This is a genomic window from Pseudoalteromonas sp. 0303 (genome assembly GCF_013349995.1).
Lineage (GTDB): Bacteria > Pseudomonadota > Gammaproteobacteria > Enterobacterales > Alteromonadaceae > Pseudoalteromonas.
The window spans coordinates 40020-63229 of record NZ_JABVXF010000001.1 but is presented as its reverse complement, the minus strand read 5'-3'; the positions used below and the strand labels follow the sequence as shown (position 1 = coordinate 63229).

The following is a 23210-nucleotide window of genomic DNA, read 5'->3' as shown; positions in this document are numbered from 1 at the left end:
ACGTCGGCATATAGCGCAGCTTGGTAGCGCACTGTCATGGGGTGTCAGGGGTCGCAGGTTCAAATCCTGCTATGCCGACCATTTTTTCTCTACCCCAAACTCTGTTCTATTCTTTATCCCTCTGTACTTTAAACTCCTTAAAAATACTGTTCACATTCACTTTTGCACTTAGCTTTGCAGCGATTAAAAACAGGCCTGCTAGTTTTCTGTGTACGAACAGAGCATCCACGGGTGGTGCGTGCCAATGTTCTGAGGCGGTGCTCATTTTAAGGCCGAGTTCTTTAATACGTTTTGGTAAGTCGCTATTCGCAAAATCATACTCACCTTGGTGGCGCAGTGGCTCGCAGGCGAGTAGAAATATATCGACGACATTATCTATATATTCTTGAGCAAGCCCTTGTTGAAAATAGCCAATTTGCTGTGCTGCTGTTGCAACACCTGCTCTGTTGTTACTAATCGCTCCAGATATTAACTGTAAGTAACCATCACTAATATGCTGAGGTAGTTCGCGGGTGGCGCCAAAATCTAAAAGTACTAAGCGTTGATTGCCGATTTGATATTGATAATTAGCAAAGTTTGGATCTGTTTGAACTAGTTTAAAACTAAATAATTCACGTAAAAATAGGCTGAGTAACTGTTCAACCGCTTTATTACGTAGCGCTTGCTCTGTGTTTGCCAGTTCATCTAGCTCTTGTCCTTCAACAAAACTCATTACTAGAACTTGAGAAGAACTAAGCGAATCTACCACATTAGGAATAAGGTAATTGTCGTCATCCTTTAAACACTCGCTGTAGCGTTTTAAATGATTAGCTTCTAATTCGTAGTCAGCTTCGTTTATAAGCTGTTGTTTTGCTTCATCGATAAGAGGCTGTATTTCTACCTCTTTGGGTAATAAGCCACTGAGCTTCAGAAGGTAAGCTAAGTTATCAATATCACTGGCAATGCCTTTTGCAATACCTGGGTATTGCACTTTAACTGCTAACTTTTCGCCCGATTCTCGATAAGCAATATGCATTTGCCCTATTGATGCCGCAGCAAATGGTCTAAGTTCAAAATGCGATAATTGCTCTAGCCACGCATCACCCCAATGCTCACGCATTACTTTAACTAGCTGCTTTTGTGGCATAGCTGTCGCTTCTGAACGCAGCCTTGCTAAAATTGCAGATAGCTCAGGAGTAAGTAATTCGCCACTATCCATGGATAGCAACTGCCCCAATTTCATTGCGGCACCACGCAGATTTGCAAGCTGCTCTGCAAAGCGCTGAATATTTTTAGGCTGTAACAATAACTCTTGTCGTGATGTTTGCTTGCCCGCCGCCCATGCTTTTGTGCCTTCAAACAACATATTACCTGCGACTTTACCAGCTAAAGAGCCAAGCCGAGCAGCGCGTGAAAATCGTGATGTTGGCACAGACTTTTGTTTATTACTCATATTGCTCCACACTATTAATTTAATGCTTTGAATACGTTGATTGTTCAGCTTTAGATCCACTTTTGCTTTTAATAGATTTTAGACAACAAAAAGGCCGCATGGATTCCCGATGCGGCCTTTAAAGTGAATAGCATTAAAATTATTTAATAACTTCTAAGCCACCCATGTAAGGGCGTAATACTTCTGGTACAACAATTGAGCCGTCAGCTTGTTGGTAGTTCTCTAAGATTGCTACAAGGGTACGACCAACGGCTAAACCTGAACCATTTAGTGTATGAAGTAGCTCTGGCTTTTTCTCGCCTTGACGACGGAAACGCGCTTGCATACGACGTGCTTGGAAATCAACCATATTAGAACATGATGAGATTTCACGATAAGTGTTTTGTGCAGGTAACCATACTTCTAAATCGTAAGTTTTAGCAGCGCCAAAGCCCATATCACCCGTACATAAAATCACTTTACGGTATGGAAGTTCTAATGCTTGTAAGATTTGCTCAGCGTGACCTGTTAGCTCTTCTAGCGCTTGCATTGAATCTTCTGGTTTTACTAGTTGTACTAATTCAACTTTGTCGAATTGGTGCTGACGAATAAGACCACGTGTATCACGGCCATAGCTACCCGCTTCACTACGGAAACAAGGTGTATGTGCGGTTAAACGAATTGGTAAGTCGCTTTCGTCGTAAATTTCGTCGCGAGCACTGTTCGTAAGTGGTACTTCAGCTGTAGGAATTAAGCTAAAACCAGGTTGTTGCTGACCGTCGTCATCTACTAAACCTAATGTGTGGAATAAGTCACCAGCAAACTTAGGTAATTGGCTTGTGCCGTATAAGCTTGCGCTATTAACAAGGTAAGGCACATACATTTCTGTGTAGCCGTTTTTCTCTGTGTGCGTATCAAGCATGAACTGCGTAAGAGCACGGTGCATACGTGCAACTTGACCGCGCATAACAGTAAAACGCGCGCCACTGATTTTAACGCCCATTTCAAAGTCTAGGCCATTTACGTCTTGACCAACATCCACGTGATCTTTTACTTCAAAGTCGTATGACTTAGGCGTACCCCAAGTTGAAATCTCAACGTTTTGATCTTCGTCTTCACCTACTGGAACAGACTCATCAGGTAGGTTTGGAATAGCAAGTGCAATTTGCTTAAGCTCTTCAAGTACTGCATCTTGCTCTGCTTTAACGCTGTCTAGTTGATCGCCAAGATTACTAACTGAATCAAGCAGCTGTTGTGCTTTTTCGTGCTCGCCTTTCGCTTTTGCTTGGCCGATAGCTTTGGAACTTGCATTACGCTCGCTTTGAAGTTCTTGCGTTTTTACTTGTAATGTTTTGCGTTTTTCTTCAAGTGCAGTTACCGCTGCAGTATCAAGTTCGTAACCGCGTGATGCTAAACGTGCAGCCGCTTGTTCGATATCTTGACGTAAATATTTAGAATCTAACATGTTCGATTTTTAACCTTTTTGCATTACCAGCTGAAGGCCCAGCCAAGCCATAAATATACACACCACCACGTTTAAGGTGATATTGAGGGCCATTTTAAAAAAGTGACCTTGTTGCAAGAGCAACAACGAATCCATTGAGAATGTTGAAAAGGTGGTCCATGCACCTAAAAAGCCAATACCAATTAAGGTTTTAGCGGGGCTAACAGCGATTATTTCTTTTTCAATCAAGCCGTATAAAATACCCATTAACAATGAACCAAGAATATTAACTGTCAACGTGCCAAAAGGGAATCCCCTTCCGAGCAGTTTTAGCATGGTTTCGCTAAGAAAATAGCGTAAACATGCCCCTGAAGCGCCACCCATTGCAATCATCATGTAAAGTTTCAAACTATTCATAACGTTTAATATCACTTTGCTCGTTGCGCTGAGTTAAATAGTCCAGCTTTTGTTTTATTTTTTGTTCAAGCCCACGATCGGTTGGGAAGTAATACTGGCGATCATTAATTGCCTCAGGGAAATACTTTTCGCCTGCTGCAAACGCACCTTCCTCATTATGTGCATACCGATATTCAGCGCCATAACCTAAGTCTTTCATTAAGCTAGTTGGTGCATTGCGTAAATGCTCTGGCACCGGATGGCTCGGCTCATTTTTAGCATCTTGCATTGCTTGATTAAATGCCATATAAACCGCGTTACTTTTCGGGGCACTGGCTAAATAAATGGTGGCTTGTGCAATAGCGCGCTCACCTTCACTTGGGCCAACACGTTGAAAAATATCCCACGCATTGAGTGCGACTTCCATTGCTCGCGGGTCGGCATTGCCAATATCTTCTGTAGCAATCGCTAATAAACGCCGAGCCACATAAAGTGGGTCGCCGCCACCTGCTAAAATACGGCAGTACCAATATAAAGCGCCATCAGGTGAACTACCTCTTACTGACTTATGAAACGCTGAAATCAAGTCATAAAACTCATCACCGCCTTTGTCGTACTTGGCTAAGTGAGTTGGTAAAACTTGGCTTAACACATGTTGATCAACAAGGTATTTGCCCTGCTGCTCAGTGGTTAAGTCAACCGCTTGTTCTAACAGGTTAAGTACTTTACGTGCATCGCCATCACTTGCTTGGCAAAGCGCTTGCTTAGCGTTTTCGGCAATTTCAATGTGTTTTTGGCTGAGCTCTACGTCTTCACGTAAGGCGCGTTCAATCACGGTAAATAAATCGGCTTGCTCAAGTGTTTTTAAAACATATACACGGGCACGAGACAGTATCGCGTTATTAAGTGCAAATGATGGGTTTTCGGTGGTCGCGCCAACAAAAATAAAAGTACCGTCTTCGATATGCGGTAAAAATGCATCTTGCTGAGATTTATTAAAGCGATGCACTTCGTCTACGAATAATAAGGTGCGCTGCCCTCGCCCAGCAAGGTTTGCTTTTGCTTCGCTTACGGCCTCACGAATGTCTTTTACACCTGCTGTGACTGCCGACATTTGAATAAGGCTGGCATCGGCATGATTTGCAATAATCTGTGCTAACGTGGTTTTACCAACGCCTGGCGGCCCCCACAAAATAAGGCTGTGGCATCGACCTGCAAGAATTGCTTGGTAAAGAGGTTTATCGGGGCTTAAAAGATGCTGCTGACCTATGTAGTCATTGAGTGTTTCGGGTCGCATGCGCGCCGCAAGTGGGCGCACATCAGGACCAAAATTAAATCCGAGATTACTCAAGCCTTAATCACCTTGGCTTTGGTCGTCAACTTCAACACCTTCAGGAATGGTAAATTCAAAGGTTTGAGTTGCAAGTGCTTCGTTTACTTTAGCATCTTTAAAGGTAAATAAAGACTGCTGACCAGATGTGTCTAGTACTGTCAGTGATGCTAGGCCTTGCTCTTGAGTATTAAAGCTAATGTCTAACTTTTCAACTTGGCTCTCAACGCCTTTGTTTGGCGTGACGCTAAAACCTGCATCAGTTGCCACAACTTGGTATTTAGCCCACTGCTCTGGATCTTTTGAGGTCAACAGTACAAACGGTGTTGAATCAATCAAGCTGTGGGTATTCATAATCGTTACTTGCTCAGCAAAGCTGTCGAAGTAATACGTTTTGTCGCCATTAGATACAAACAAGGTATCGTCTGGGCTTTGCTGTTGCCAGCGGATCATCATAGGTTGCTGAAGAGCAATATTCCCCTCACCTTGCATGATAGCTTCGCCTTGCGAATCGGTAACCTGCTGTGAAAACTCTGCTTTAAAACTTTTAATCGCAGCCAGTTGTTGTTGCAACGCTTCGCTGTCGTCTGCAAAACTTTGACCGCTTAATAAACAACCCATAATTAGGGCTAGGTATTTAATTTTTTTCATTAATTTGCTCCACCATTTGGCACTAAGACTTCGCGGGCACCGTTATGTCCTGGTGCGCTAACAATGCCTGATGTTTCCATTTGTTCAACTAAGCGTGCTGCGCGGTTATAACCTACACGGAGCTTACGCTGTACACTCGATACCGACACTTTGCCGGTTTCAATTACAAATGATACTGCTTCATCGTAAAGCGGATCTGACTCTTCATCACCGTCTTCACTGGTTTCTCCTGGTAGTAAAATTTCTTCTGTGGCATCGCCACTTAAAATTTCATCAATATAATTTGGTTTGCCACGTTTTTTCCAATCGTCTACAACCGCATGTACTTCGTGGTCGTCAACAAACGCACCATGCACACGCACTGGTACACTAGTACCCGGCGGTAAGTAAAGCATGTCACCCATACCAAGTAAGTTTTCAGCACCTTGCTGATCTAAAATGGTACGCGAGTCAATTTTACTTGAAACTTGGAACGCCATACGGGTTGGAATATTCGCTTTAATCAAACCTGTAATTACGTCAACCGATGGGCGCTGTGTTGCTAGCACTAAGTGAATACCTGCAGCACGGGCTTTTTGCGCGATACGTGCAATCAACTCTTCCACTTTTTTACCCACGATCATCATCATGTCGGCAAATTCGTCAATGATCACCACAATACTTGGTAGTTTATCTAGCTCTTCAGGGCCATCGGCCATGCCGTCGGTGTCTTTAAACAGTGGATCTAGAATCGGTTGACCCGCTTCTTTGGCATCCAACACTTTTTGGTTGTAACCTTTTAAATTACGCACACCAAGTGCAGACATAAGCTTATAACGACGTTCCATTTCACCTACACACCAACGCAATGCATTGGCTGCTTCTTTCATGTCGGTAACAACTTCACATAATAAATGTGGGATGCCTTCGTACACAGAAAGTTCAAGCATTTTCGGGTCGATCATGATCATACGAACATCATCAGGGCCCGATTTGTACAGTAAGCTTAATATCATTACATTAACGCCCACTGACTTACCTGAACCTGTGGTACCCGCAACAAGTAAATGTGGCATTTTGCCAAGGTCAGCGCATACCGGCTCGCCAGCAATGTCTTTACCTAATACCATAGTCAGTGGTGATGGGTTTGATTCGAACTTAGGCGCGTTAATAACTTCACTTAAACGCACTATTTCACGGTGTTTGTTAGGTAGCTCTAAACCAACATAGGTTTTACCTGGAATAACTTCTACTACACGCACGCTTACAGCAGACAGTGAGCGTGCTAAATCTTTCGCTAGGCCAGTGATTTTAGCTACTTTAATACCCGGCGCTAAATCTAGCTCAAAGCGAGTTACAACCGGACCTGGATAAACACCCACAACCGCAGCTTGAATATTAAAATCAAGTAGTTTGGTTTCAACTAAACGTGAGATACCATCAAGCTCTTCTTGTGATAATGGGTTTTTCGCTTTATCTGGGCGGTCTAATAAATCAAGTGATGGTAACGGGTTTGTAGGCGGCTGCTCTTCAAGCAGTGCTTCAAACTTTTCTTTTGCCGTTGGTGGTGGCTGATACGCAGGTTTCGGCTTAGGCATTGGGCGCGCAGGCGAAACAACCGTTGTAACAGGTTTTTCTGGCTCAACGACTGGGCTCTGATCAAGCGCATTCAGTGCCGATACGGTATCGAATGATTCATCATCAAGGGCACTAAAACCAATTTCTTGGTCAAGAATATCGTCTAGTTCATCAAAGCCTTTAAAGTCATCATCAGCTTTTTCAGCAGGCTTTTGCTTAGCTTTGACAGGCTTTGGTTGTTCTTCATCTGCATCATTAAAGCTAATAGCTGGCTCGTTTTCTGGCTCTACAAAGTTAGCATCTGGCTCTGAAGTGGCGATATCTTGAACAGCTTCTTTTTCACGATGTAACCAAGCAGAAAATTGCTCACGTAAAAAGTAAAATGCTTTCATTACCCACTTGCCGACAAAATCGACAGATTGCACCCACGAAATACCGGTTAATAGGGTTAAACCAGCAAAGAAAAAACACAGTAATAAAATTGAGGTGCCGGTAAAATTAAAGGTAGGCATCATTGCTGTCGCAATAACATCCCCCACTACCCCACCAGATGAGAAGTTATAAATATCATCAAAATTTATGCTGCTGATTGCCGTCGCTGAAGTAATAAACAGCGCAAAGCCAATAACACGTAAGGCAAGCGTGGTGTAATCTAGCTGGAAAATACGGTGTGGCTGTTTAAACAATAAATAACCGAACAATTGAATAGCAACAGGCACTAAATAAGCAAGCCAGCCAAAAGTGAGTAATAGGATATCTGCAACCCAAGCTCCCGCTGTGCCGGTAATATTCTTAACATTAACAAATTCACCGGTTTGCGACCATGAAGGGTCCGCAGGATCAAAACTGATTAATGCACATAAAATAAATACTGCAGCAAAGGTGCTGATGATTAGCCCCGTTTCTAACAGTCTTTGAACACCATTTAGGCGCATAGCTCCCTATTCCTTATTATTCTTTACTGATCGATTAGCAGTGAAATACCTTAGCAGGAAATGCCGTTTGATGCACTTTATCTTAGCCTTGATGGACTGATAATGAACAAGTTTTTGTTACTCAATATGTATTTTAACAGTTTAGGCAATATATGGGCGAATAATGACCCCTTCTTCACCTTTTACTTCTTCCATTACCACATAAGTTCGGCTTTCACTGACATTTGGTAGTTTTAGTAGAATATCACCCAGTACATTGCGATATTCACACATATCATTTACACGTGTTTTTAATAAAAAGTCGAAATTACCCGATACTAGATGGCATTCAATTATTTCGTCGTGCTTTTTAACTGCAGCGTTAAACTCTTCAAAAACATCTGGTGAGGTTTTAGTGATGGTTACTTCTACATAAACCGACAAACCTTGGCCAAGTTTAGCAGGATCCACTACTGCTTTATAACCGAGTATATAACCTTCTCTTTCAAGCTTTTTTACCCGCTCCAAACAAGGGGTGGCACTAAGCCCTACACGCCTTGCCAGCTCTACGTTAGAGATCCGACCATCGAGCTGTAATTCCATTAAAATTTTACGGTCTATTCTGTCGAGTAATTGATGCATAAGCCAAACCAGAGTTTTGCACTGTTTAAAATTTATTTTTAGATTATATCACTAGAATAATACTTAAAAAAGGTGAGACACACTGGCTGGTCATGAATATAATAGTCAAAAATTTTATCCCGTTCTATTAAGGCGAAAAACTATGATTATTGGTGTACCTAAAGAAATCAAAAACCATGAATACCGTGTAGGTATGGTTCCTGCGAGTGTTCGTGAACTAGTAAACCATGGCCACCAAGTGTTTGTTGAAACTGATGCTGGTATGGGCATTGGCTTCACTAACGAAGATTATGTTGCAGCTGGTGCTGAAATTTTACCAACAGCAGCAGACGTTTTTGCTAAAGCTGAAATGATCGTTAAAGTAAAAGAGCCACAAGCTGTTGAGCGTGCAATGTTACGCGAAGACCAAATTCTATTTACTTACCTTCACTTAGCACCGGATCTTCCACAAACTGAAGACCTAGTTAAAAGTGGCGCAGTGTGTATCGCTTACGAAACAGTAACTGATTCACGTGGCGGTTTACCTCTTCTTGCTCCTATGAGTGAAGTTGCTGGTCGTATGTCTATCCAAGCTGGTGCACAAGCGCTTGAAAAATCAAACCACGGCCGTGGTATGTTACTTGGTGGTGTACCAGGTGTTGAGCCTGCTAAAGTTGTTGTTATCGGCGGCGGCATGGTTGGTCGTAGCGCAGCACAAATGGCTGTTGGTCTAGGTGCTGATGTTGTTGTTCTTGACCGTAACATCGACGTACTACGTGCATTAGACGCACAGTTCGGTAATAAAGTTAAAGCTATCTACTCTACTGCTGACGCACTAGAAAAACACGTATTAGAAGCTGACCTTGTGATCGGTGGCGTACTAATCCCAGGTGCAGCAGCGCCTAAACTAGTAACAGCTGAGCACATCAAAGCAATGAAGCCTGGTTCTGCAATCGTTGACGTTGCAATCGACCAAGGTGGTTGTATCGCAACTTCTAAAGCGACAACTCACGCTGATCCTACTTACATTGTTGATGACGTTGTTCACTACTGTGTTGCTAACATGCCAGGTGCTGTTCCACGTACTTCTACGTTCGCACTTAACAATGCAACATTACCGTTCATCATCAACCTTGCTAACAAAGGCTATAAGAAAGCGCTTCTTGACGATGCAAACTTCTTAAAAGGCTTAAACGTGATCAAAGGTAAAGTTACTTATAAAGAAGTAGCTGAAGCTTTCAACATGGAATATGTTGACCCACGTACAGCAGTTGAAAATGCTTAATTAGCATTGTGAAACAAAAAAAGCAGCGATATCGCTGCTTTTTTTATGCCTGTTTGCAAATAAATTAGTTTATCTGCAAACAATTATATTTCTGATTAACGACGCTTAGTTTGTTTAGCGCGTTGATTGTGCTTTTTAACCGCCTTACGGATTTGGTTAATTTTGGCACGTTTGTCTTTACGCTTTTCAGGAATAACCGACAGCTTAGTTTGCGTTTCGCGGCCTAGTTGCACTGTTTTACGTAAATAGTTAACCGTGTCTAAATCAAGTTCAGCCCAACCACCTTGTGGCAAGCGCTTATCAAGCTCTAACTTACCGTAACGAATACGGATAAGACGCGATACTTCAACATCTTGTGATTGCCATAAACGACGTACTTCGCGGTTACGACCTTCTGTTAAAGTCACATTGAACCAACGGTTGATACCTTCACCACCCATAGGTTTGATGTTTAAGAATTTTGCAGGACCATCTTCAAGCTCAACGCCTTTTGTTAAAGTGCGTAGCGTTTCGTTAGTTACTTCACCAAACACACGAGCTGAGTACTCACGCTCTACTTCGTAGCTTGGGTGCATTAAACGGTTAGCAAGTTCACCATCGTTAGTAAACAGCATTAAACCAGCGGTATTTATATCTAGTCGGCCAACTGCAATCCAACGTTCGCCATCAACACGTGGTAAACGGTCAAATACCGTACGACGACCTTCCGGGTCTTTACGTGTACATAGCTCGCCTTCTGGTTTGTTATACATAAGTACACGACAAATACGGTCGGCTTTGTCTTCAATTTTTACTACGTGACCGTCAACTCGAATTACATCGGTTGCTTCAACACGGTCGCCTAAACGTGCCACTTTACCATTCACGCTCACACGGTTGGCATCGATGTACTTTTCCATTTCACGACGTGAACCCACGCCAGCACGGGCTAATACTTTTTGTAACTTTTCAGTTTCTACATTACTCATTCAGATAGTTCTCTCACAGAAGGATCGCTCAATAGCTGGTTGATTTTACTCTCCTGAAGTTCAGGTAACGGCGGTAATTCATCTAAACCAGCTAATGAAAAATAATCTAAGAAAGCGGATGTTGTGGCATACAACGCTGGGCGCCCAGGCACCTCTTTATGGCCAACAACTCTGACCCACTCTCTTTCTAATAAGGTTTTAATAATTCCTGAGCCAACAGTCACACCCCGTACTTGTTCAATTTCACCACGGGTAATAGGTTGTCTATAGGCAATCAAGGATAAAGTTTCTAGTAGTGCTCGTGAGTATTTAGGTGCGCGCTCTTGCCATAAGTTTGCCAGCCAAGGCGCTAAACTAGCGCAGGCTTGAAACCTGTAACCGCTGCCTACTGCAACAAGCTTAATGCCTCGGATTTGATAATGCGTTTGAATTTGTTCAATTGCATTATTAATGCGCGGCATAGAAACGCTTAAATCAGCTAATACTGTCTCTTTTAAATGACGTTTAGACACAGGTTTTCCAGCAACAAAAATCGCGGCTTCTATGATTTCGACTAACTGTTCATCACTGATACGTTTTGTGGCCATCGCTACTAAAGGTCATTTTAAATCACTAACGCTCTATTATGACAGAAGTCGGCCAAGGTTGGAAAAATTATTGTAAAAAAGCCAGTGTAAAACACTGGCTTTGGGGGATATTTATGAATGAATATTGAAATTAGCTATTTTTAACCATTTCAAGGGCATCATCTTCGGCAACGTCGCTGCCATATTTGCTAATGTAATTAACAAACTCAGTGCGGCTTACACGCTTATCTTTGTTGCTATCCATATAGCCAAAGTGATTTGCGATATCGTCGTCATCGGCTTCTTCAATAGAAACATAACCATTTTTGTCGTTATCTAACGATTTAAAGTCATTTTCGATTGGGTCAAATTTAGCGATTTCAGCTTTAAATGCTGATTCAGATACCTCACTATCAGTTGCCACTTTGCCTGTATTTAGCTGCATGTATGCATTAAATTCAGTACGGCTGATTTGCTCATCCATATTGGTATCGATATTTGAAAAATGATCCCAAATAGCATCATCGTCAGCTTCTACCTTAGAGATATAACCGTCATTGTCATTATCTAGGCTGCCAAAATCACTGTCGATTTTTGCTAAAGAGTTACTTGCAGAACATGCTGAAAGACTTAGTGCTGCTAAAATTGTTGATGCTAAAGTTAACTTGTTCATAAGACATTTCCTTGTAGTCGATTAGATTCACTTCGACTGTTACAAGTTGAATGCCAAAATGCCTTATTGGCTAAAATCAAGCACTTACAGCTCAGTTAAGTTGCGGTTAAGCCTATGATTTAGCAAGCTTTTCATGGATTACTGTAATTTTTTCATAAAAAAAGCGCTCCGAAGAGCGCTTTTTACAAATAACAAAAATGCCGCTATTAGATAGCTGCGTTTTGGTAACGCTTAACGAAGTCTGTTACTGCTTCGCCATTACATTTTAACGTATTTAAGTTACCAATTTTTTCACGCACAGGTGTTAAACCTTTTTTAAGTGCAGTGATGCAAAGTTGAGTTTCTTTTTGCTCATTTTTAGCAAACACTTCAACAGCTGCTTTTGCTGCTTCTTGTGATTGTGCTTTTTTAGCAATTTCACGGATGTCAGTACCGTTACATAAAATGCTTTTTGAAAAACGTGACATTGAAATGCCATGCTTTGCTGCTTCTTTACGTGCAGCGGTAAACCCTTCGTTCGCACTTAAGCTACATAACTTTGATTCAATACGGTTATCAGCTGAAAAGTAGTGCGGGTTGCTTGCTAATGAGCCAAATGAGATACATGCAAGAGAAAGCATCACTAATTGTTTTTTCATGGTTTACCTTTAAATAGTACATAATATGAACGGATGGTTTGCGCGCATTATATAAACAAAAATCAGTAGATCAACTGAATTATTTATTTAATTTAATAATTAATAGTGAGTTAACAATGTTTTTAAATTAAGCAGCAATTGATCAACATTTACCCAATTTGATTTTCGTAATTAGCTCATGAATAAGCCCTAGTTTGATGATAGAATTGCGCTAAACACTGAAACAAAAATAATAGGTGCACCATGAAGGTAATCTCATTTAACATTAACGGCCTGCGCGCTCGTTTACACCAATTGCAAGCCGTAATTGATAAACATCAACCAGATATTATTGGCTTACAAGAAATCAAAGTACATGATGAGGCCTTCCCTCTCGAAGATGTGCAAAAAATGGGTTATCACGTTTATTTTCATGGTCAAAAAGCGCATTACGGCGTGGCTATGTTATGTAAACAAGAGCCGAAATCAGTAGTTAAAGGCTTTGCAACCGATACCGACGAATCACAGCGTCGTATGATCAGTGTTACCGTGACACAAGAAAATGGTCGTGACCTAACGGTGATGAATGGCTACTTCCCGCAAGGGGATAATATTGCCCACGAAACCAAATTCCCTTATAAGCGTCAATTCTATAAAGATTTAATGACTCACTTAGATGATAACCACACGCCAGAGCAAGATGTTATTGTGATGGGCGATATTAATATTTCACCAACCGATCTCGATATTGGTATTGGTGAACCAAACCGTAAGCGCTGGTTAAAAACAGGTAAGTGTTCTTTCCAACCTGAAGAGCGTGAATGGTTAAGCACGTTATTAAACTGGGGCTTTAAAGATACCTTCCGTGAACTTTACCCAGAAAAAACCGAGCAATATTCGTGGTTTGATTACCGCTCTAAAGGTTTTGACGACAACCGCGGTCTGCGTATTGATGTGATCTTAGCAACCCCTGCTCTTGCTGAGCGTTGTGTTGAGTCTGGTATCGATTACGAATTGCGTGGTATCGAAAAACCATCTGATCATGCGCCAATTTGGTCAACATTTAACGCATGATAGACACTATGCAATGGCAGCTCCCATTGTGGAGCTGTGTGGCTATAATACTTTGGCTCAGCTTTGATAAACAAAGCCTGTCACATTTGCTGGCAACACCGATAAGACAAGTGGGTGTGCTCGCATGTGCCCTTGTACTTGCGGTACTGTGGCGCATTAAAGCGGGGATATTACCTGGCCTCGAATTGCATATTTTGGGGGTCACTGCAGTGACCCTAATTTTAGGTTGGCGACTGGCAATTTTTGCAAGCCTTCTTGCAAGTTTACTCTTGGTATTAGTCGCTCAGTTGCCAGTATCAATACTGCCAGTGCATTTATTGTTTACTGCTTTTTTACCAATTACATTGAGCTATTTGTGTTTTGTGCTTTGCTATAGCTACCTGCCGAGACACTTTTTTATTTATATCTTTTTATGCGCGTTTTTAACCGCTGCTGTTATCGCCTGTATTAAAATACTTACCAGCGGTGTGTTTTATTACTTGCTTGGTGATTACAGTTTTATTGAGATTTCAGAAAACTATCTGATCCTGTGTGCCATAATTTGGTTTCCTGAAGCAATGCTCAATGGCATGGCCATTACCTTGATGATCACCTATCGCCCTCATTGGGTTAAAACCTTTTATGATAAGGACTATTTAGACTCATGAGTCTTCACTATCACTGCCCGCTTTGCAAACTTGAACTTACTCTAAACGACAAAACTTACCGTTGTGACAACAACCACAGTTTTGATATCGCCAAAGAGGGTTATGTCAATTTACTTCCCGTGCAAAATAAAAAGTCGAAACAACCGGGCGATAATCTTGAAATGGTGCAAGCTCGCCGCGCTTTTTTAAATGCCGGACACTATTTGTTTTTACAGCAAGCTTTAGCAGAGCTAGTGGCATCTCTCGAACCAAGTTCAGTGATTGATTTAGGCTGTGGTGAAGGCTTTTACACTCAAGCAATTGCAGCGCAGTCGAGTGCCGATGTATATGGTGTTGATATTTCTAAGCCCGCGGTAAAATACGCCGCTAAGCGTTACGAAAATGCGCATTTTAGTGTCGCGTCAATTAGCCAAGCCCCTTTTGCAGATGCGCAGGCTGATGTGCTTGTTAGTGTGTTTGCCCCTTTATTTGCACAAGAACTTGCTCGCCTTGCCAAACCGCAAGCTAGTTTAATTGTTGCAAGCCCTGGCCCTTGGCACCTTAAAGAGTTAAAAGCGTTTATTTATGCTGATGTGAAACCACATACAGAGATAGAACCACCAGCAGGCTTCAACAAAGAGTCGATAAATTTGTTAGAACAACAGGTGCTGTTGTCGGCCGATGAGATAAAACATTTAATTATGATGACGCCGTTTGCGTGGAAGTTTCGCCCAGAACATTGGCAACAGATAGAGCAACAAGGCCCACAAAAAGTAACGTTATCGTTTTATGTGAGCCAGTTTGTTCGCGATTAGAAGTGTTCTTTAGTGAAGGCTTTATCCATTTTTTCGAACATATCTTTTAGTAATTGAGCTAAATCAGTGTAGCGTGGTTTTTCAGTCGTTAATTGTGACTGATAACCATGCGCCTTCATTTTACTGTGCAGCTCGGTATACCAACTTAGCATTGCTGGCTCTAAACGGGTTTCTGCACGGCGGCCTAGCCACAACAAACCTTGCAGCGGTAGTGATAAAAAGAAAAGCGCGATAGTGATAGCTTGTGGAAAATAATCACTACCTAAGTAATTCACTTGCATAAATACGGTCAGCATTGCCAATATTGGCATCACTGTAATTGCCAGATCAGTGGCCTTGATCACTCTAAATTCGGCAAACAATGGAGCGAGCTCTTGTCGCATCGGCCATTTTTTAGCGTATTGACGACCTGTTTGCACTTGTGACATGACACCTTTTTGCATCATCACTCCTAGGGTTTTCAACTTGTTTCACAACCTAGTGTAACACACTCCCGGATACAATCCCTGCAAAACCTGTCCTAGTTTTAATACCAAATTAATGGTTAGGAGACTAACGTTTAAAGTCTAAATGAGATAAAATGTTATCGGCTTAAGTCAACCAGACTTTAGTATAATTACAGCCTAGCTTTGTTAAGTGTAGCAACAAAATACTTATTTACTATACTGGCAAAGAATTCTAATTATCAAGCCTTAATATACACTGACTGATATCGTACTTTTAGGACCTAGCTATGTCGACGCCCCTTTGCTCACCACAACATGTTTTAGTACTGAACTGTGGTAGTTCAAGTTTAAAATTTGCCACTTTAGATGCCGCCACTTCTGACGAAGTTATTTCTGGTTTAGCTGAGCGCCTTGGCTCAGATACGCCTTCAATCAAATATAAATATAATGGTGAAAAACAACTTATTGAGCTTGCAAAGGGCCAAGCCCACGATGCAGCAATTGCTGAGCTTGTGAAGCTAGTTAATGAGCTAGGGCTTGCAGATAATTTAATTGCTGTGGGTCATCGTGTTGTGCACGGTGGTGAGCATTTCACTGAATCTGTGCTTATTGACGATGATGTACTTGCAGCTATCGAAAAAACAGCGGCACTTGCGCCACTTCATAACCCAGCCAACTTATTGGGCATTCGTACTGCGCAGCAAGCGTTCTCAGCGCTGCCACAAATTGCAGTGTTTGATACAGCATTTCATCAAAGCATGCCAAATATTGCGTACTTATACGCCCTGCCTTACTCGCTTTATAAAGAGCACGGCGTAAGACGTTATGGTTTCCATGGCACGAGCCATTATTATGTTGCAGGTGAAGCGGCAAAATTATTAGGCAAAGAGCGCGAACAAACCAATGTGATCAGTGCGCATTTAGGTAATGGTTGTTCGGTATGTGCGATTAAAGATGGTAAGAGTGTTGATACCAGTATGGGCCTTACACCGCTTGAAGGCTTAGTGATGGGTACCCGCAGTGGTAGTATCGACCCGGGTTTATTTACGTTTTTAACTCAGCAACTAAATTATTCAGTGCAAGAAATTGATGACTTACTTAATAAACAAAGTGGTTTGTTAGGTATTAGTGAATTATCAAATGATTGTCGCACTATTGAAGAAGCCGCCGTTGAGGGCCACCCGCAAGCGAACCTTGCTCTCGATATTTTTTGCTATCGCTTAGCAAAACAAATCGCCGCATTCTTAGTGCCTGTGCAGCGCCTTGATGCACTTATTTTCACCGGTGGTATTGGTGAAAACTCAGATATCATTCGTGACAAAGTAATCACCCAATTAGGCTTTTTAGGCCTTGAGTGTGACGAAGCTGCAAACCTAGCGGCACGTTTTGGTAAAGAAGGCTTAATTTCAAAAGGCCAAGCGCATGCTAAAGCGTTTGTGATCCCGACTAACGAAGAATGGGTTATTGCTAACGATGCAGCCCGCATTGCAAAGGAGGGTTAAGTAAATGGCACGTAGAATTATGTTGATCCCTATTTCGACTGGGGTTGGTTTAACATCTGTTTCTGTTGGTTTAGTGCGTGCGCTTGAGCAAAAAGCGCTTAAAGTGAACTTTTTCAAGCCAATTGCACAGCCACGCTCTGGCGATACAGGCCCTGAAAAGTCGACGCAAATTGTCACCCATGGCTCGCCAATTAATCCGCCGACACCATTTGAGCTTAGCTATGCAGAGCAAATGATTGGTGATGGTAAAGGCGACGATTTACTAGAAGAAATCGTAGAGCGCTTTGAAAGCACCATTAAAGAAGACGAAATTGCTATTATCGAAGGTATGGTGCCAACACGTCGTCAGCCTTATGCTGGCCGTGTAAACCGTGAAATCGCGCAAACACTGGGTGCTGATATTGTTTTTGTTTTAACACCTAGTAACGATAGCAACGACCAAATTGAAGACCGTTTAGAAATTGCCTCAGGCAACTATGGCGGTGTTAACCACCCTCGCGTGCTAGGTTGTATTTTCAATAAAGTTAATGCACCTTTAGATGACGAAGGTCGCGCACGTGCAGACCTTGTTGAAGCTCATGAGCCTGAGCAACTTGAAAACGAATTAAACCGTTTAGCATCACTGCCTATTTTCAGAAAACACCCATTTAAGTTATTAGGTTCAATCCCGTGGGATTTCGACCTAGTAGCACCACGTGTGCGTGATTTATGTGAATACCTAAAGGCCGAAGTTATTAACGAAGGCGACATGGCTCATCGTCGTTTACGTCGCGTTACTTTCTGTGCTCGTACTGTATCGAATATTTTAAGCCACTTTACCCCAGGTGCATTACTGGTAACTCCGGGCGATCGCTCTGATGTACTCGTTGCCGCTTGTTTATCAGCCATGAATGGTACCAAGCTTGGGGCTATTTTATTAACCGGTGGCTTTAAGCCTGAAGATCGCATCATGAAATTGTGCGAACAAGCTATGAATACCGGCCTGCCGATTCTTGCAACACAAGAAGATACGTGGCGCACGTCTTTATTACTGCACAACTTCAATATGGAAGTACCGTGCGATGATGACCAACGTATCGATAAAGTAAAAGATCACAACGCGAGTAACATTGACTCTGACTGGTTAGACAGCCTAGCGCAAAGTGTTGGTCGTACTCGTAAAATGTCTCCGCCAGCGTTTCGCTTCTTACTAACAGATAAAGCCCGTCAAGCGAAGAAAACGGTTGTTTTACCTGAAGGTAATGAGCCGCGCACGATTAAAGCCGCAGCAATTTGTGGTCAACGTGGCATTGCAAAAACAATCCTACTTGGTGACAAAGAAGAGATTTTACGAATTGCTGAGCAACAAGGTGTTGAGCTTAACGATAACGTAACCATTGTTGAACCAGGTGATGTGATCAACGACTACGTTGCGCCTATGGTCGAAATTCGTAAAAACAAAGGCTTAACAGAAGTGGTTGCCCAAGAGCAATTACTGGATAACGTGGTGCTTGGTACTATGATGCTAGAGCAAGGCAAAGTAGATGGCCTAGTGTCGGGTGCGGTAAATACCACAGCCAACACGATTCGCCCACCGCTACAGTTAATTAAAACTGCACCAGGTTCATCGTTGGTATCGTCAGTGTTCTTTATGTTGTTACCTGATCAAGTTCTGGTTTACGGTGACTGTGCTATCAACCCTGATCCAACGGCAGAGCAACTGGCTGATATCGCGATTCAATCAGCGGATTCAGCGGCCGCGTTTGGTATTGAACCTCGTGTTGCAATGATAAGCTACAGTACGGGTACCTCGGGTTCAGGCGCTGACGTAGAAAAAGTCCGTGAAGCCACTAAACTTGCCCAGCAAAAGCGCCCAGATTTAGTAATTGATGGCCCCCTTCAGTATGATGCTGCAATTATGGAAAACGTAGCACTTAAGAAAGCACCTGACAGCCCGGTTGCAGGTAAAGCAACAGTGTTTGTATTCCCAGATCTAAATACGGGTAATACAACTTATAAAGCCGTACAACGTAGTGCCGATTTAATTAGTATTGGCCCTATGCTGCAAGGTATGCGTAAGCCGGTAAATGACTTGAGTCGTGGTGCATTAGTAGACGACATTGTTTACACCATTGCCCTAACAGCGATTCAAGCTAAGCAAGTTGAAAGCTTAGAAAATTAACCCTTCAAAATTTAGGCTAATTTATAAACCCCTTATAAATTAGCCTATTAGCTTCTTTATACTGACCTATTCCCATATTTATCCACAGATTCTGTGGACAACCTCAACAGCGATATTGAGTAAAACCTCAGCAATCAAAATTATTGCGCTTTATCTTAACTTTGTTTACCTATACTATAAATTCAAAGGCTTCAAAGATAGGATCGCAGATGTCAAAACAAACGTTACAACTTCATAGTGAAGAACTTACCATTCATAGTTTAGATGTCGATGCGACGATTGATCCTGCCTTACTCCAACAAGCTATTTTCTTTATTGCAAAAACGGCTGATGAGCTGTCTATTGTCTGCCCTAGTAGTTTCCGACTCGACAGTCTTGATCAAGAAACCGACTGGCAGGCACTTGAAGTCATTGGCCCACTTGGTTTTTCGTTAACTGGTATTATGGCGAACATTTCTGGCGTGCTAGCAAAAGCGTCGATTTCGATTTTTGCTTTATCAACTTACGATACAGATTATGTATTAGTGAAAAAGCAAAGTATGGCCAAAGCTATTACAGCCCTGAAAAAAGACGGTTACCATGTGCTAGGTGATGTTAAATAAGCCATGACTAACGAAGTTCAATACTTACCCGAACGCAGCCTCAGAAAAGCGCGCTGCATGGCCATTAAAAGCCCATTTACCGGGCGTGTAAAAAGCATTAGCGAGCACCCTGAGCCATTTTTTCGTTTTGCTACCCTTGGTCCAGGGATTAGTGTTGAACTAACTAGCCACAACATTATCGCGCCATTCGATGGCACCCTATTACAAGTTAAAAATGCCGGTAAAGAATACATTTTACAGGCAAAAAACGGTTTAAAAGTTTTATTAAACTTATCGTTTTCTTCGGTTGAAGAACATATCAACCACACCAATATTGCTAAATTAAATGGCAGTAAAATTAGCAAAGGTGAACGATTAGCCTATTTTGATTTACGCGAGCTGAGCAGCCCTATGCTTGGCACACTGTGCGTTCTCAATAGCCAACACCTTGGACCCCTATATTATTCACTATCTCAGGTCACTGCTGGGGTAGACACATTACTCACTGTAACTAAAAAGTAGAATTTATGACTATCATGTACGGTATCAGCAACTGCGATACAATCAAAAAAGCCAAGAAATATTTAACTGATAACAATCAAGAATTTACTTTCCATGATTACCGTAAAGACGGCATTAGTGCTGAGCTAGTTAACGAATTTGCAGCGCATATTGATTGGCAAGATTTAGTTAATAAACGCGGCACAACTTACCGTCAATTATCTGATGAGCAAAAGCAAACCCTAGATAAAGAATCTGCATTAGCATTGCTGGTTGAGCAACCTGCGATGATCAAGCGCCCGGTACTTGTGCATAACGGCCAATACCACTTAGGTTTTAAAGCAGCTCAATACGATGAGATCTTTGCCTAATGACTCACCCTGTTATTGAACTTGCTCAAGCGCTTATTCAGCGTGAATCAGTAACGCCTGAAGATGCTGGTTGCCAAGCGTTAATGAACGAACGCCTTGAAAAACTAGGCTTTAATATTGAATCACTGTTTTTCACTGATACCTTGAATACTTGGGCTCGTAAGGGAGATGCATCACCGCATTTTTGTTTTGCTGGTCACACAGATGTTGTACCAACAGGTCCTGCAAAAAATTGGCAGTACCCGCCTTTTTCAGCACTGGTAAAAGACGGTATGTTACATGGCCGCGGTGCAGCCGATATGAAAGGCTCTTTAGCTGCTATGGTGGTTGCCACAGAGCGTTTTGTGACTAAACACCCAGATCATAAAGGGTCAATTTCGTTTTTAATTACTTCTGATGAAGAAGGCCCGTTTATCAACGGTACAACCCGTGTTATCGATACTCTTGAAGCACGTGGTGAGAAGATTGATTTATGCCTAGTTGGCGAACCATCTTCACGTGATGTGCTTGGTGATGTAGTAAAAAATGGTCGTCGCGGTTCTTTAACTGGCTTTTTAACTGTTAAAGGTGTGCAAGGCCATGTTGCTTACCCGCATTTAGCGCAAAACCCAATTCATTTAGCTGCTCCTGCGTTAACTGAGCTGAGTCAAACCGAGTGGGATCAAGGTAACGAATTTTTCCCTGCAACGAGCTTTCAAGTTTCGAATATTAACGGTGGTACTGGTGCCGGTAATGTGATCCCAGGTGAACTTGAAATTCAATTTAACTTTCGCTTTAGCACCGAAGTAACTCACCAACAGCTACAGCAGCGAGTGGTTGATATTGTTGAGAAACACAACCTGAATTACGAGCTAAATTGGATTGTCAATGGACTACCGTTTTTAACCGACCATGGCCCGTTAGTTGATGCCACCGTGCACGCTATTAAGCAGGTGACTGGACGCGACACCGCACTTGAAACCACCGGCGGTACTTCTGATGGTCGCTTTATCGCACAAACGGGTGCCAAAGTCATTGAGCTTGGTCCTCGTAATGAAACTATTCATAAAGTAGATGAATGTGTTAGCACCGATGATTTAATTCAACTAGCTGATATTTACGAAGTCATTTTAGAGCAACTGCTTACATGAACCAAACCGAGCTTAAACAATGTGCCACGGGGTTAAGTAGCTCACATTTAGTTGAGCTACAAAACCATCGCTTGCATCGTGATATTGTTAATGATTTTTTAGCTCTGCAGCAAGGAGCAAAAGAAGCAGGTATTGAGCTAACAATTGCCTCAAGCTTTCGCGACTTTCATCGTCAAAGTGCTATTTGGAATGCTAAATTTCAGGGCCTTCGACCGGTTTACACCCTTGAGCAACAAACGGTAGATTTAGAAAGCCTAAGTGATACTGAAAAGTGCCATGCTATTATGCTTTACTCGGCACTTCCAGGGGCAAGCAGACACCACTTTGGTACCGACCTCGACATTTACGATACCCGCCCTGTTGACGATGATTATCAGCTGCAATTAACCCCTGATGAGTATTCGCCCACAGGACCCTTTGCCAAGCTTGCTGCATGGCTTGACGATAACCTAGAAAAGTATGGTTTTTATCGCCCTTATAAAGAGTACAAAGGTGGGGTTGCCCCTGAGCCTTGGCATATCAGCCATATTGGTGTATCTGCAAAGATGATGCAGTATTTGTCAGTTGCAACATTACAGCAATGTATTGAACAAAGTGAGCTCAGCGGCAAACAAGCGATACTAGCCGAACTTAACACCCTGTATGAACGCTACGTATTAAATATTAATACGCCCTAATTTTAGCCATCAAAAACACCAGTACAGCGCCAAGAATTAAGGCGCTGGCTACAACTAAACGCGCTGTTAATTGCTCATCTAAAACCACCACCCCAGCTAATGTGGCAAGCACAGGCACGGTTAGCTGCACCACCCCTGCTTGGCTACTTTTAAGCCTAGGTAGTGCAATGTACCAAATGCTATAGCCAAGCCCAGATGCAAGCGCTCCAGAGGCTATCGCTAAATAAACCCCACTAGCAGTAATACCTTGCCAATCAACCACGGCTAGAAACACTAAAATTGGCACGAGTATTAAACTTCTTAGAAAGTTAAAGCTGGTTGCTTGCAACGGTGAGCTGCATGATTTTCCGCGAATACTGTAAATACCCCATGCCACGCCACTTAACGCCATAAGCATTGCTGGTATGAAAGAAGGCACTGTGGCTGAGGGCAGCATTAAGTAAATAAAACCCGCAAAAGCAACAAACAAAGCCCCCCACTGCACTTTACTGAGTGGTTCTTTATTTAAAACACTATGGCCTATCATGGTTAACTGTACTGCTGAAAATAAGATAAGTGCGCCTGTGCCTGTGTTTAAATCAACATAGGCAACTGAAAAGCACAGCGCGTAAACAAATAAACTAAGGGCACTGATATTGTTACCTTTATCGGTTAAAGGTTGTGCTGATTGTGATTTTGATCTCAATAAAGTTGTTTGCCATAAAAGTAAGCCAAGCAACATAAACGCCCCACTGGCTAAGCGAATAGCAGTAAAACTTAACGGATCAATATCACCACTTTGTAATGCCATCCGGCACAGCAAAGAGTTAGCTGCAAACGCACAAAGTGCAATCAAGGTATACAGTATGGTGCTCAACAAATGAGTTATCCTTTTGGTTTTAAAAAAGATAAGA

Annotated in this window: 24 protein-coding genes and 1 tRNA gene; 12 read left to right on the top strand and 13 right to left on the bottom strand. The window is 42.3% G+C overall.

Going from position 1 to position 23210, the window contains the following annotated elements; genetic code table 11:
* Positions 1-4 precede the first annotated feature (4 nt).
* Positions 5-81, top strand: a tRNA-Pro gene (locus HUS62_RS00305).
* A gap of 25 nt (positions 82-106) precedes the next feature.
* Here the strand turns inward: HUS62_RS00305 and HUS62_RS00300 are convergent.
* The 7 genes from HUS62_RS00300 to lrp all read right to left on the bottom strand — a co-directional run bounded on the left by HUS62_RS00300 (position 107) and on the right by lrp (position 8345).
* Positions 107-1432: an AarF/ABC1/UbiB kinase family protein gene (locus HUS62_RS00300; protein ID WP_175078170.1), complete on the bottom strand. Its 1326-nt coding sequence runs from the start codon at positions 1430-1432 to the stop codon at positions 107-109.
* 139 nt (positions 1433-1571) lie between these two features.
* Positions 1572-2876 carry a serine--tRNA ligase gene (serS, locus tag HUS62_RS00295; RefSeq protein WP_054561278.1) on the bottom strand — a complete coding sequence of 435 codons (1305 nt, stop codon included), beginning with the start codon at positions 2874-2876 and terminating at the stop codon, positions 1572-1574.
* Positions 2877-2885: 9 nt separating this feature from the next.
* Positions 2886-3272, bottom strand: coding sequence for a fluoride efflux transporter CrcB (crcB, locus tag HUS62_RS00290; protein ID WP_175078169.1), 387 nt, complete (start codon positions 3270-3272; stop codon positions 2886-2888).
* Positions 3265-4602, bottom strand: coding sequence for a replication-associated recombination protein A (locus HUS62_RS00285; RefSeq protein WP_175078168.1), 1338 nt, complete (start codon positions 4600-4602; stop codon positions 3265-3267). Before HUS62_RS00285 ends, crcB begins: the two co-directional genes overlap by 8 nt.
* Positions 4603-4605: 3 nt before the next feature.
* Complete coding sequence (lolA, locus tag HUS62_RS00280) at positions 4606-5232, bottom strand: outer membrane lipoprotein chaperone LolA (RefSeq protein ID WP_175078167.1); 627 nt, start codon at positions 5230-5232, stop codon at positions 4606-4608.
* Positions 5232-7724 carry a DNA translocase FtsK gene (locus tag HUS62_RS00275; protein WP_175078166.1) on the bottom strand — a complete coding sequence of 831 codons (2493 nt, stop codon included), beginning with the start codon at positions 7722-7724 and terminating at the stop codon, positions 5232-5234. The genes lolA and HUS62_RS00275 overlap by 1 nt, the downstream gene beginning before the upstream one ends.
* A gap of 141 nt (positions 7725-7865) precedes the next feature.
* Positions 7866-8345 (bottom strand): leucine-responsive transcriptional regulator Lrp, encoded by a 480-nt coding sequence (lrp, locus tag HUS62_RS00270; RefSeq protein WP_175078165.1) that lies wholly within the window; start codon positions 8343-8345, stop codon positions 7866-7868.
* Positions 8346-8487: 142 nt separating this feature from the next.
* Between lrp and ald the strand changes: the two genes are divergently transcribed.
* Complete coding sequence (gene ald, locus HUS62_RS00265; RefSeq protein ID WP_054561274.1) at positions 8488-9609, top strand: alanine dehydrogenase; 1122 nt, start codon at positions 8488-8490, stop codon at positions 9607-9609.
* Positions 9610-9704: 95 nt separating this feature from the next.
* On the opposite strand, the gene rluB is transcribed toward ald, so the two are convergent.
* The 4 genes from rluB to HUS62_RS00245 form a co-directional block, all read right to left on the bottom strand.
* Entirely contained in the window at positions 9705-10577 is an 873-nt protein-coding gene (rluB, locus tag HUS62_RS00260; RefSeq protein ID WP_055198703.1) for a 23S rRNA pseudouridine(2605) synthase RluB, read from the bottom strand.
* Positions 10574-11164 (bottom strand): SMC-Scp complex subunit ScpB, encoded by a 591-nt coding sequence (gene scpB / locus HUS62_RS00255; protein WP_175078164.1) that lies wholly within the window; start codon positions 11162-11164, stop codon positions 10574-10576. Before scpB ends, rluB begins: the two co-directional genes overlap by 4 nt.
* A gap of 130 nt (positions 11165-11294) precedes the next feature.
* On the bottom strand, positions 11295-11816 hold the full coding sequence (locus tag HUS62_RS00250) for an EF-hand domain-containing protein (protein ID WP_054561272.1): 522 nt from the start codon (positions 11814-11816) through the stop codon (positions 11295-11297).
* Between the two features lie 206 nt (positions 11817-12022).
* Positions 12023-12454 (bottom strand): hypothetical protein, encoded by a 432-nt coding sequence (locus HUS62_RS00245; protein ID WP_054561271.1) that lies wholly within the window; start codon positions 12452-12454, stop codon positions 12023-12025.
* A 243-nt stretch (positions 12455-12697) separates the two neighbouring features.
* Here HUS62_RS00245 and xthA point away from each other — a divergent pair, with 243 nt between their 5' ends.
* Genes xthA through HUS62_RS00230 form a run of 3 tightly spaced genes read left to right on the top strand, consistent with a single transcriptional unit; the run spans position 12698 to position 14948 of the window.
* Positions 12698-13507: an exodeoxyribonuclease III gene (gene xthA, locus HUS62_RS00240; RefSeq protein WP_175078163.1), complete on the top strand. Its 810-nt coding sequence runs from the start codon at positions 12698-12700 to the stop codon at positions 13505-13507.
* Positions 13504-14154: an energy-coupling factor ABC transporter permease gene (locus HUS62_RS00235; RefSeq protein WP_175078162.1), complete on the top strand. Its 651-nt coding sequence runs from the start codon at positions 13504-13506 to the stop codon at positions 14152-14154. The genes xthA and HUS62_RS00235 overlap by 4 nt, the downstream gene beginning before the upstream one ends.
* A complete protein-coding gene (locus HUS62_RS00230) occupies positions 14151-14948 on the top strand; it encodes a putative RNA methyltransferase (RefSeq protein WP_175078161.1) in 798 nt (265 codons plus the stop codon). The genes HUS62_RS00235 and HUS62_RS00230 overlap by 4 nt, the downstream gene beginning before the upstream one ends.
* Here the strand turns inward: HUS62_RS00230 and yfbV are convergent.
* Entirely contained in the window at positions 14945-15391 is a 447-nt protein-coding gene (yfbV, locus tag HUS62_RS00225) for a terminus macrodomain insulation protein YfbV (protein WP_054552963.1), read from the bottom strand. The two genes, HUS62_RS00230 and yfbV, sit on opposite strands and share 4 nt — an antisense overlap.
* A 290-nt stretch (positions 15392-15681) precedes the next feature.
* Here yfbV and HUS62_RS00220 point away from each other — a divergent pair, with 290 nt between their 5' ends.
* From HUS62_RS00220 to HUS62_RS00190, 7 genes are all read left to right on the top strand, one after another.
* On the top strand, positions 15682-16896 hold the full coding sequence (locus HUS62_RS00220) for an acetate kinase (protein ID WP_175078160.1): 1215 nt from the start codon (positions 15682-15684) through the stop codon (positions 16894-16896).
* Positions 16897-16900: 4 nt separating this feature from the next.
* Positions 16901-19057 carry a phosphate acetyltransferase gene (pta, locus tag HUS62_RS00215; RefSeq protein WP_130166282.1) on the top strand — a complete coding sequence of 719 codons (2157 nt, stop codon included), beginning with the start codon at positions 16901-16903 and terminating at the stop codon, positions 19055-19057.
* 209 nt (positions 19058-19266) lie between these two features.
* Positions 19267-19659, top strand: coding sequence for an ACT domain-containing protein (locus HUS62_RS00210; RefSeq protein WP_175078159.1), 393 nt, complete (start codon positions 19267-19269; stop codon positions 19657-19659).
* A 3-nt stretch (positions 19660-19662) separates the two neighbouring features.
* Entirely contained in the window at positions 19663-20160 is a 498-nt protein-coding gene (locus HUS62_RS00205) for a PTS glucose transporter subunit IIA (protein ID WP_054561267.1), read from the top strand.
* 5 nt (positions 20161-20165) lie between these two features.
* Positions 20166-20510, top strand: coding sequence for an ArsC family reductase (locus HUS62_RS00200; RefSeq protein ID WP_175078158.1), 345 nt, complete (start codon positions 20166-20168; stop codon positions 20508-20510).
* Positions 20510-21640: a succinyl-diaminopimelate desuccinylase gene (gene dapE, locus HUS62_RS00195; protein ID WP_138600092.1), complete on the top strand. Its 1131-nt coding sequence runs from the start codon at positions 20510-20512 to the stop codon at positions 21638-21640. The genes HUS62_RS00200 and dapE overlap by 1 nt, the downstream gene beginning before the upstream one ends.
* On the top strand, positions 21637-22317 hold the full coding sequence (locus HUS62_RS00190) for a M15 family metallopeptidase (protein ID WP_175078157.1): 681 nt from the start codon (positions 21637-21639) through the stop codon (positions 22315-22317). Before dapE ends, HUS62_RS00190 begins: the two co-directional genes overlap by 4 nt.
* Here HUS62_RS00190 and HUS62_RS00185 read toward each other — a convergent pair.
* Positions 22304-23173 carry a DMT family transporter gene (locus HUS62_RS00185; RefSeq protein WP_175078156.1) on the bottom strand — a complete coding sequence of 290 codons (870 nt, stop codon included), beginning with the start codon at positions 23171-23173 and terminating at the stop codon, positions 22304-22306. The genes HUS62_RS00190 and HUS62_RS00185 overlap by 14 nt on opposite strands.
* Positions 23174-23210: the final 37 nt, after the last annotated feature.

What these genes read in the sequence shown, in the direction of transcription:
- scpB (WP_175078164.1), bottom strand. Translation starts at nt 11,164, where the DNA reads ATGGCCACAAAACGTATCAGTGATGAACAGTTAGTCGAAATCATAGAA.
- lrp (WP_175078165.1), bottom strand. Translation starts at nt 8,345, where the DNA reads ATGCATCAATTACTCGACAGAATAGACCGTAAAATTTTAATGGAATTA.
- lolA (WP_175078167.1), bottom strand. Translation starts at nt 5,232, where the DNA reads ATGAAAAAAATTAAATACCTAGCCCTAATTATGGGTTGTTTATTAAGC.
- ald (WP_054561274.1), top strand. Translation starts at nt 8,488, where the DNA reads ATGATTATTGGTGTACCTAAAGAAATCAAAAACCATGAATACCGTGTA.
- HUS62_RS00200 (WP_175078158.1), top strand. Translation starts at nt 20,166, where the DNA reads ATGACTATCATGTACGGTATCAGCAACTGCGATACAATCAAAAAAGCC.
- HUS62_RS00230 (WP_175078161.1), top strand. Translation starts at nt 14,151, where the DNA reads ATGAGTCTTCACTATCACTGCCCGCTTTGCAAACTTGAACTTACTCTA.
- rluB (WP_055198703.1), bottom strand. Translation starts at nt 10,577, where the DNA reads ATGAGTAATGTAGAAACTGAAAAGTTACAAAAAGTATTAGCCCGTGCT.
- xthA (WP_175078163.1), top strand. Translation starts at nt 12,698, where the DNA reads ATGAAGGTAATCTCATTTAACATTAACGGCCTGCGCGCTCGTTTACAC.
- HUS62_RS00250 (WP_054561272.1), bottom strand. Translation starts at nt 11,816, where the DNA reads ATGAACAAGTTAACTTTAGCATCAACAATTTTAGCAGCACTAAGTCTT.
- yfbV (WP_054552963.1), bottom strand. Translation starts at nt 15,391, where the DNA reads ATGCAAAAAGGTGTCATGTCACAAGTGCAAACAGGTCGTCAATACGCT.
- HUS62_RS00190 (WP_175078157.1), top strand. Translation starts at nt 21,637, where the DNA reads ATGAACCAAACCGAGCTTAAACAATGTGCCACGGGGTTAAGTAGCTCA.
- serS (WP_054561278.1), bottom strand. Translation starts at nt 2,876, where the DNA reads ATGTTAGATTCTAAATATTTACGTCAAGATATCGAACAAGCGGCTGCA.
- HUS62_RS00235 (WP_175078162.1), top strand. Translation starts at nt 13,504, where the DNA reads ATGATAGACACTATGCAATGGCAGCTCCCATTGTGGAGCTGTGTGGCT.
- HUS62_RS00300 (WP_175078170.1), bottom strand. Translation starts at nt 1,432, where the DNA reads ATGAGTAATAAACAAAAGTCTGTGCCAACATCACGATTTTCACGCGCT.
- HUS62_RS00245 (WP_054561271.1), bottom strand. Translation starts at nt 12,454, where the DNA reads ATGAAAAAACAATTAGTGATGCTTTCTCTTGCATGTATCTCATTTGGC.
- crcB (WP_175078169.1), bottom strand. Translation starts at nt 3,272, where the DNA reads ATGAATAGTTTGAAACTTTACATGATGATTGCAATGGGTGGCGCTTCA.
- HUS62_RS00220 (WP_175078160.1), top strand. Translation starts at nt 15,682, where the DNA reads ATGTCGACGCCCCTTTGCTCACCACAACATGTTTTAGTACTGAACTGT.
- HUS62_RS00275 (WP_175078166.1), bottom strand. Translation starts at nt 7,724, where the DNA reads ATGCGCCTAAATGGTGTTCAAAGACTGTTAGAAACGGGGCTAATCATC.
- HUS62_RS00210 (WP_175078159.1), top strand. Translation starts at nt 19,267, where the DNA reads ATGTCAAAACAAACGTTACAACTTCATAGTGAAGAACTTACCATTCAT.
- dapE (WP_138600092.1), top strand. Translation starts at nt 20,510, where the DNA reads ATGACTCACCCTGTTATTGAACTTGCTCAAGCGCTTATTCAGCGTGAA.
- pta (WP_130166282.1), top strand. Translation starts at nt 16,901, where the DNA reads ATGGCACGTAGAATTATGTTGATCCCTATTTCGACTGGGGTTGGTTTA.
- HUS62_RS00205 (WP_054561267.1), top strand. Translation starts at nt 19,663, where the DNA reads ATGACTAACGAAGTTCAATACTTACCCGAACGCAGCCTCAGAAAAGCG.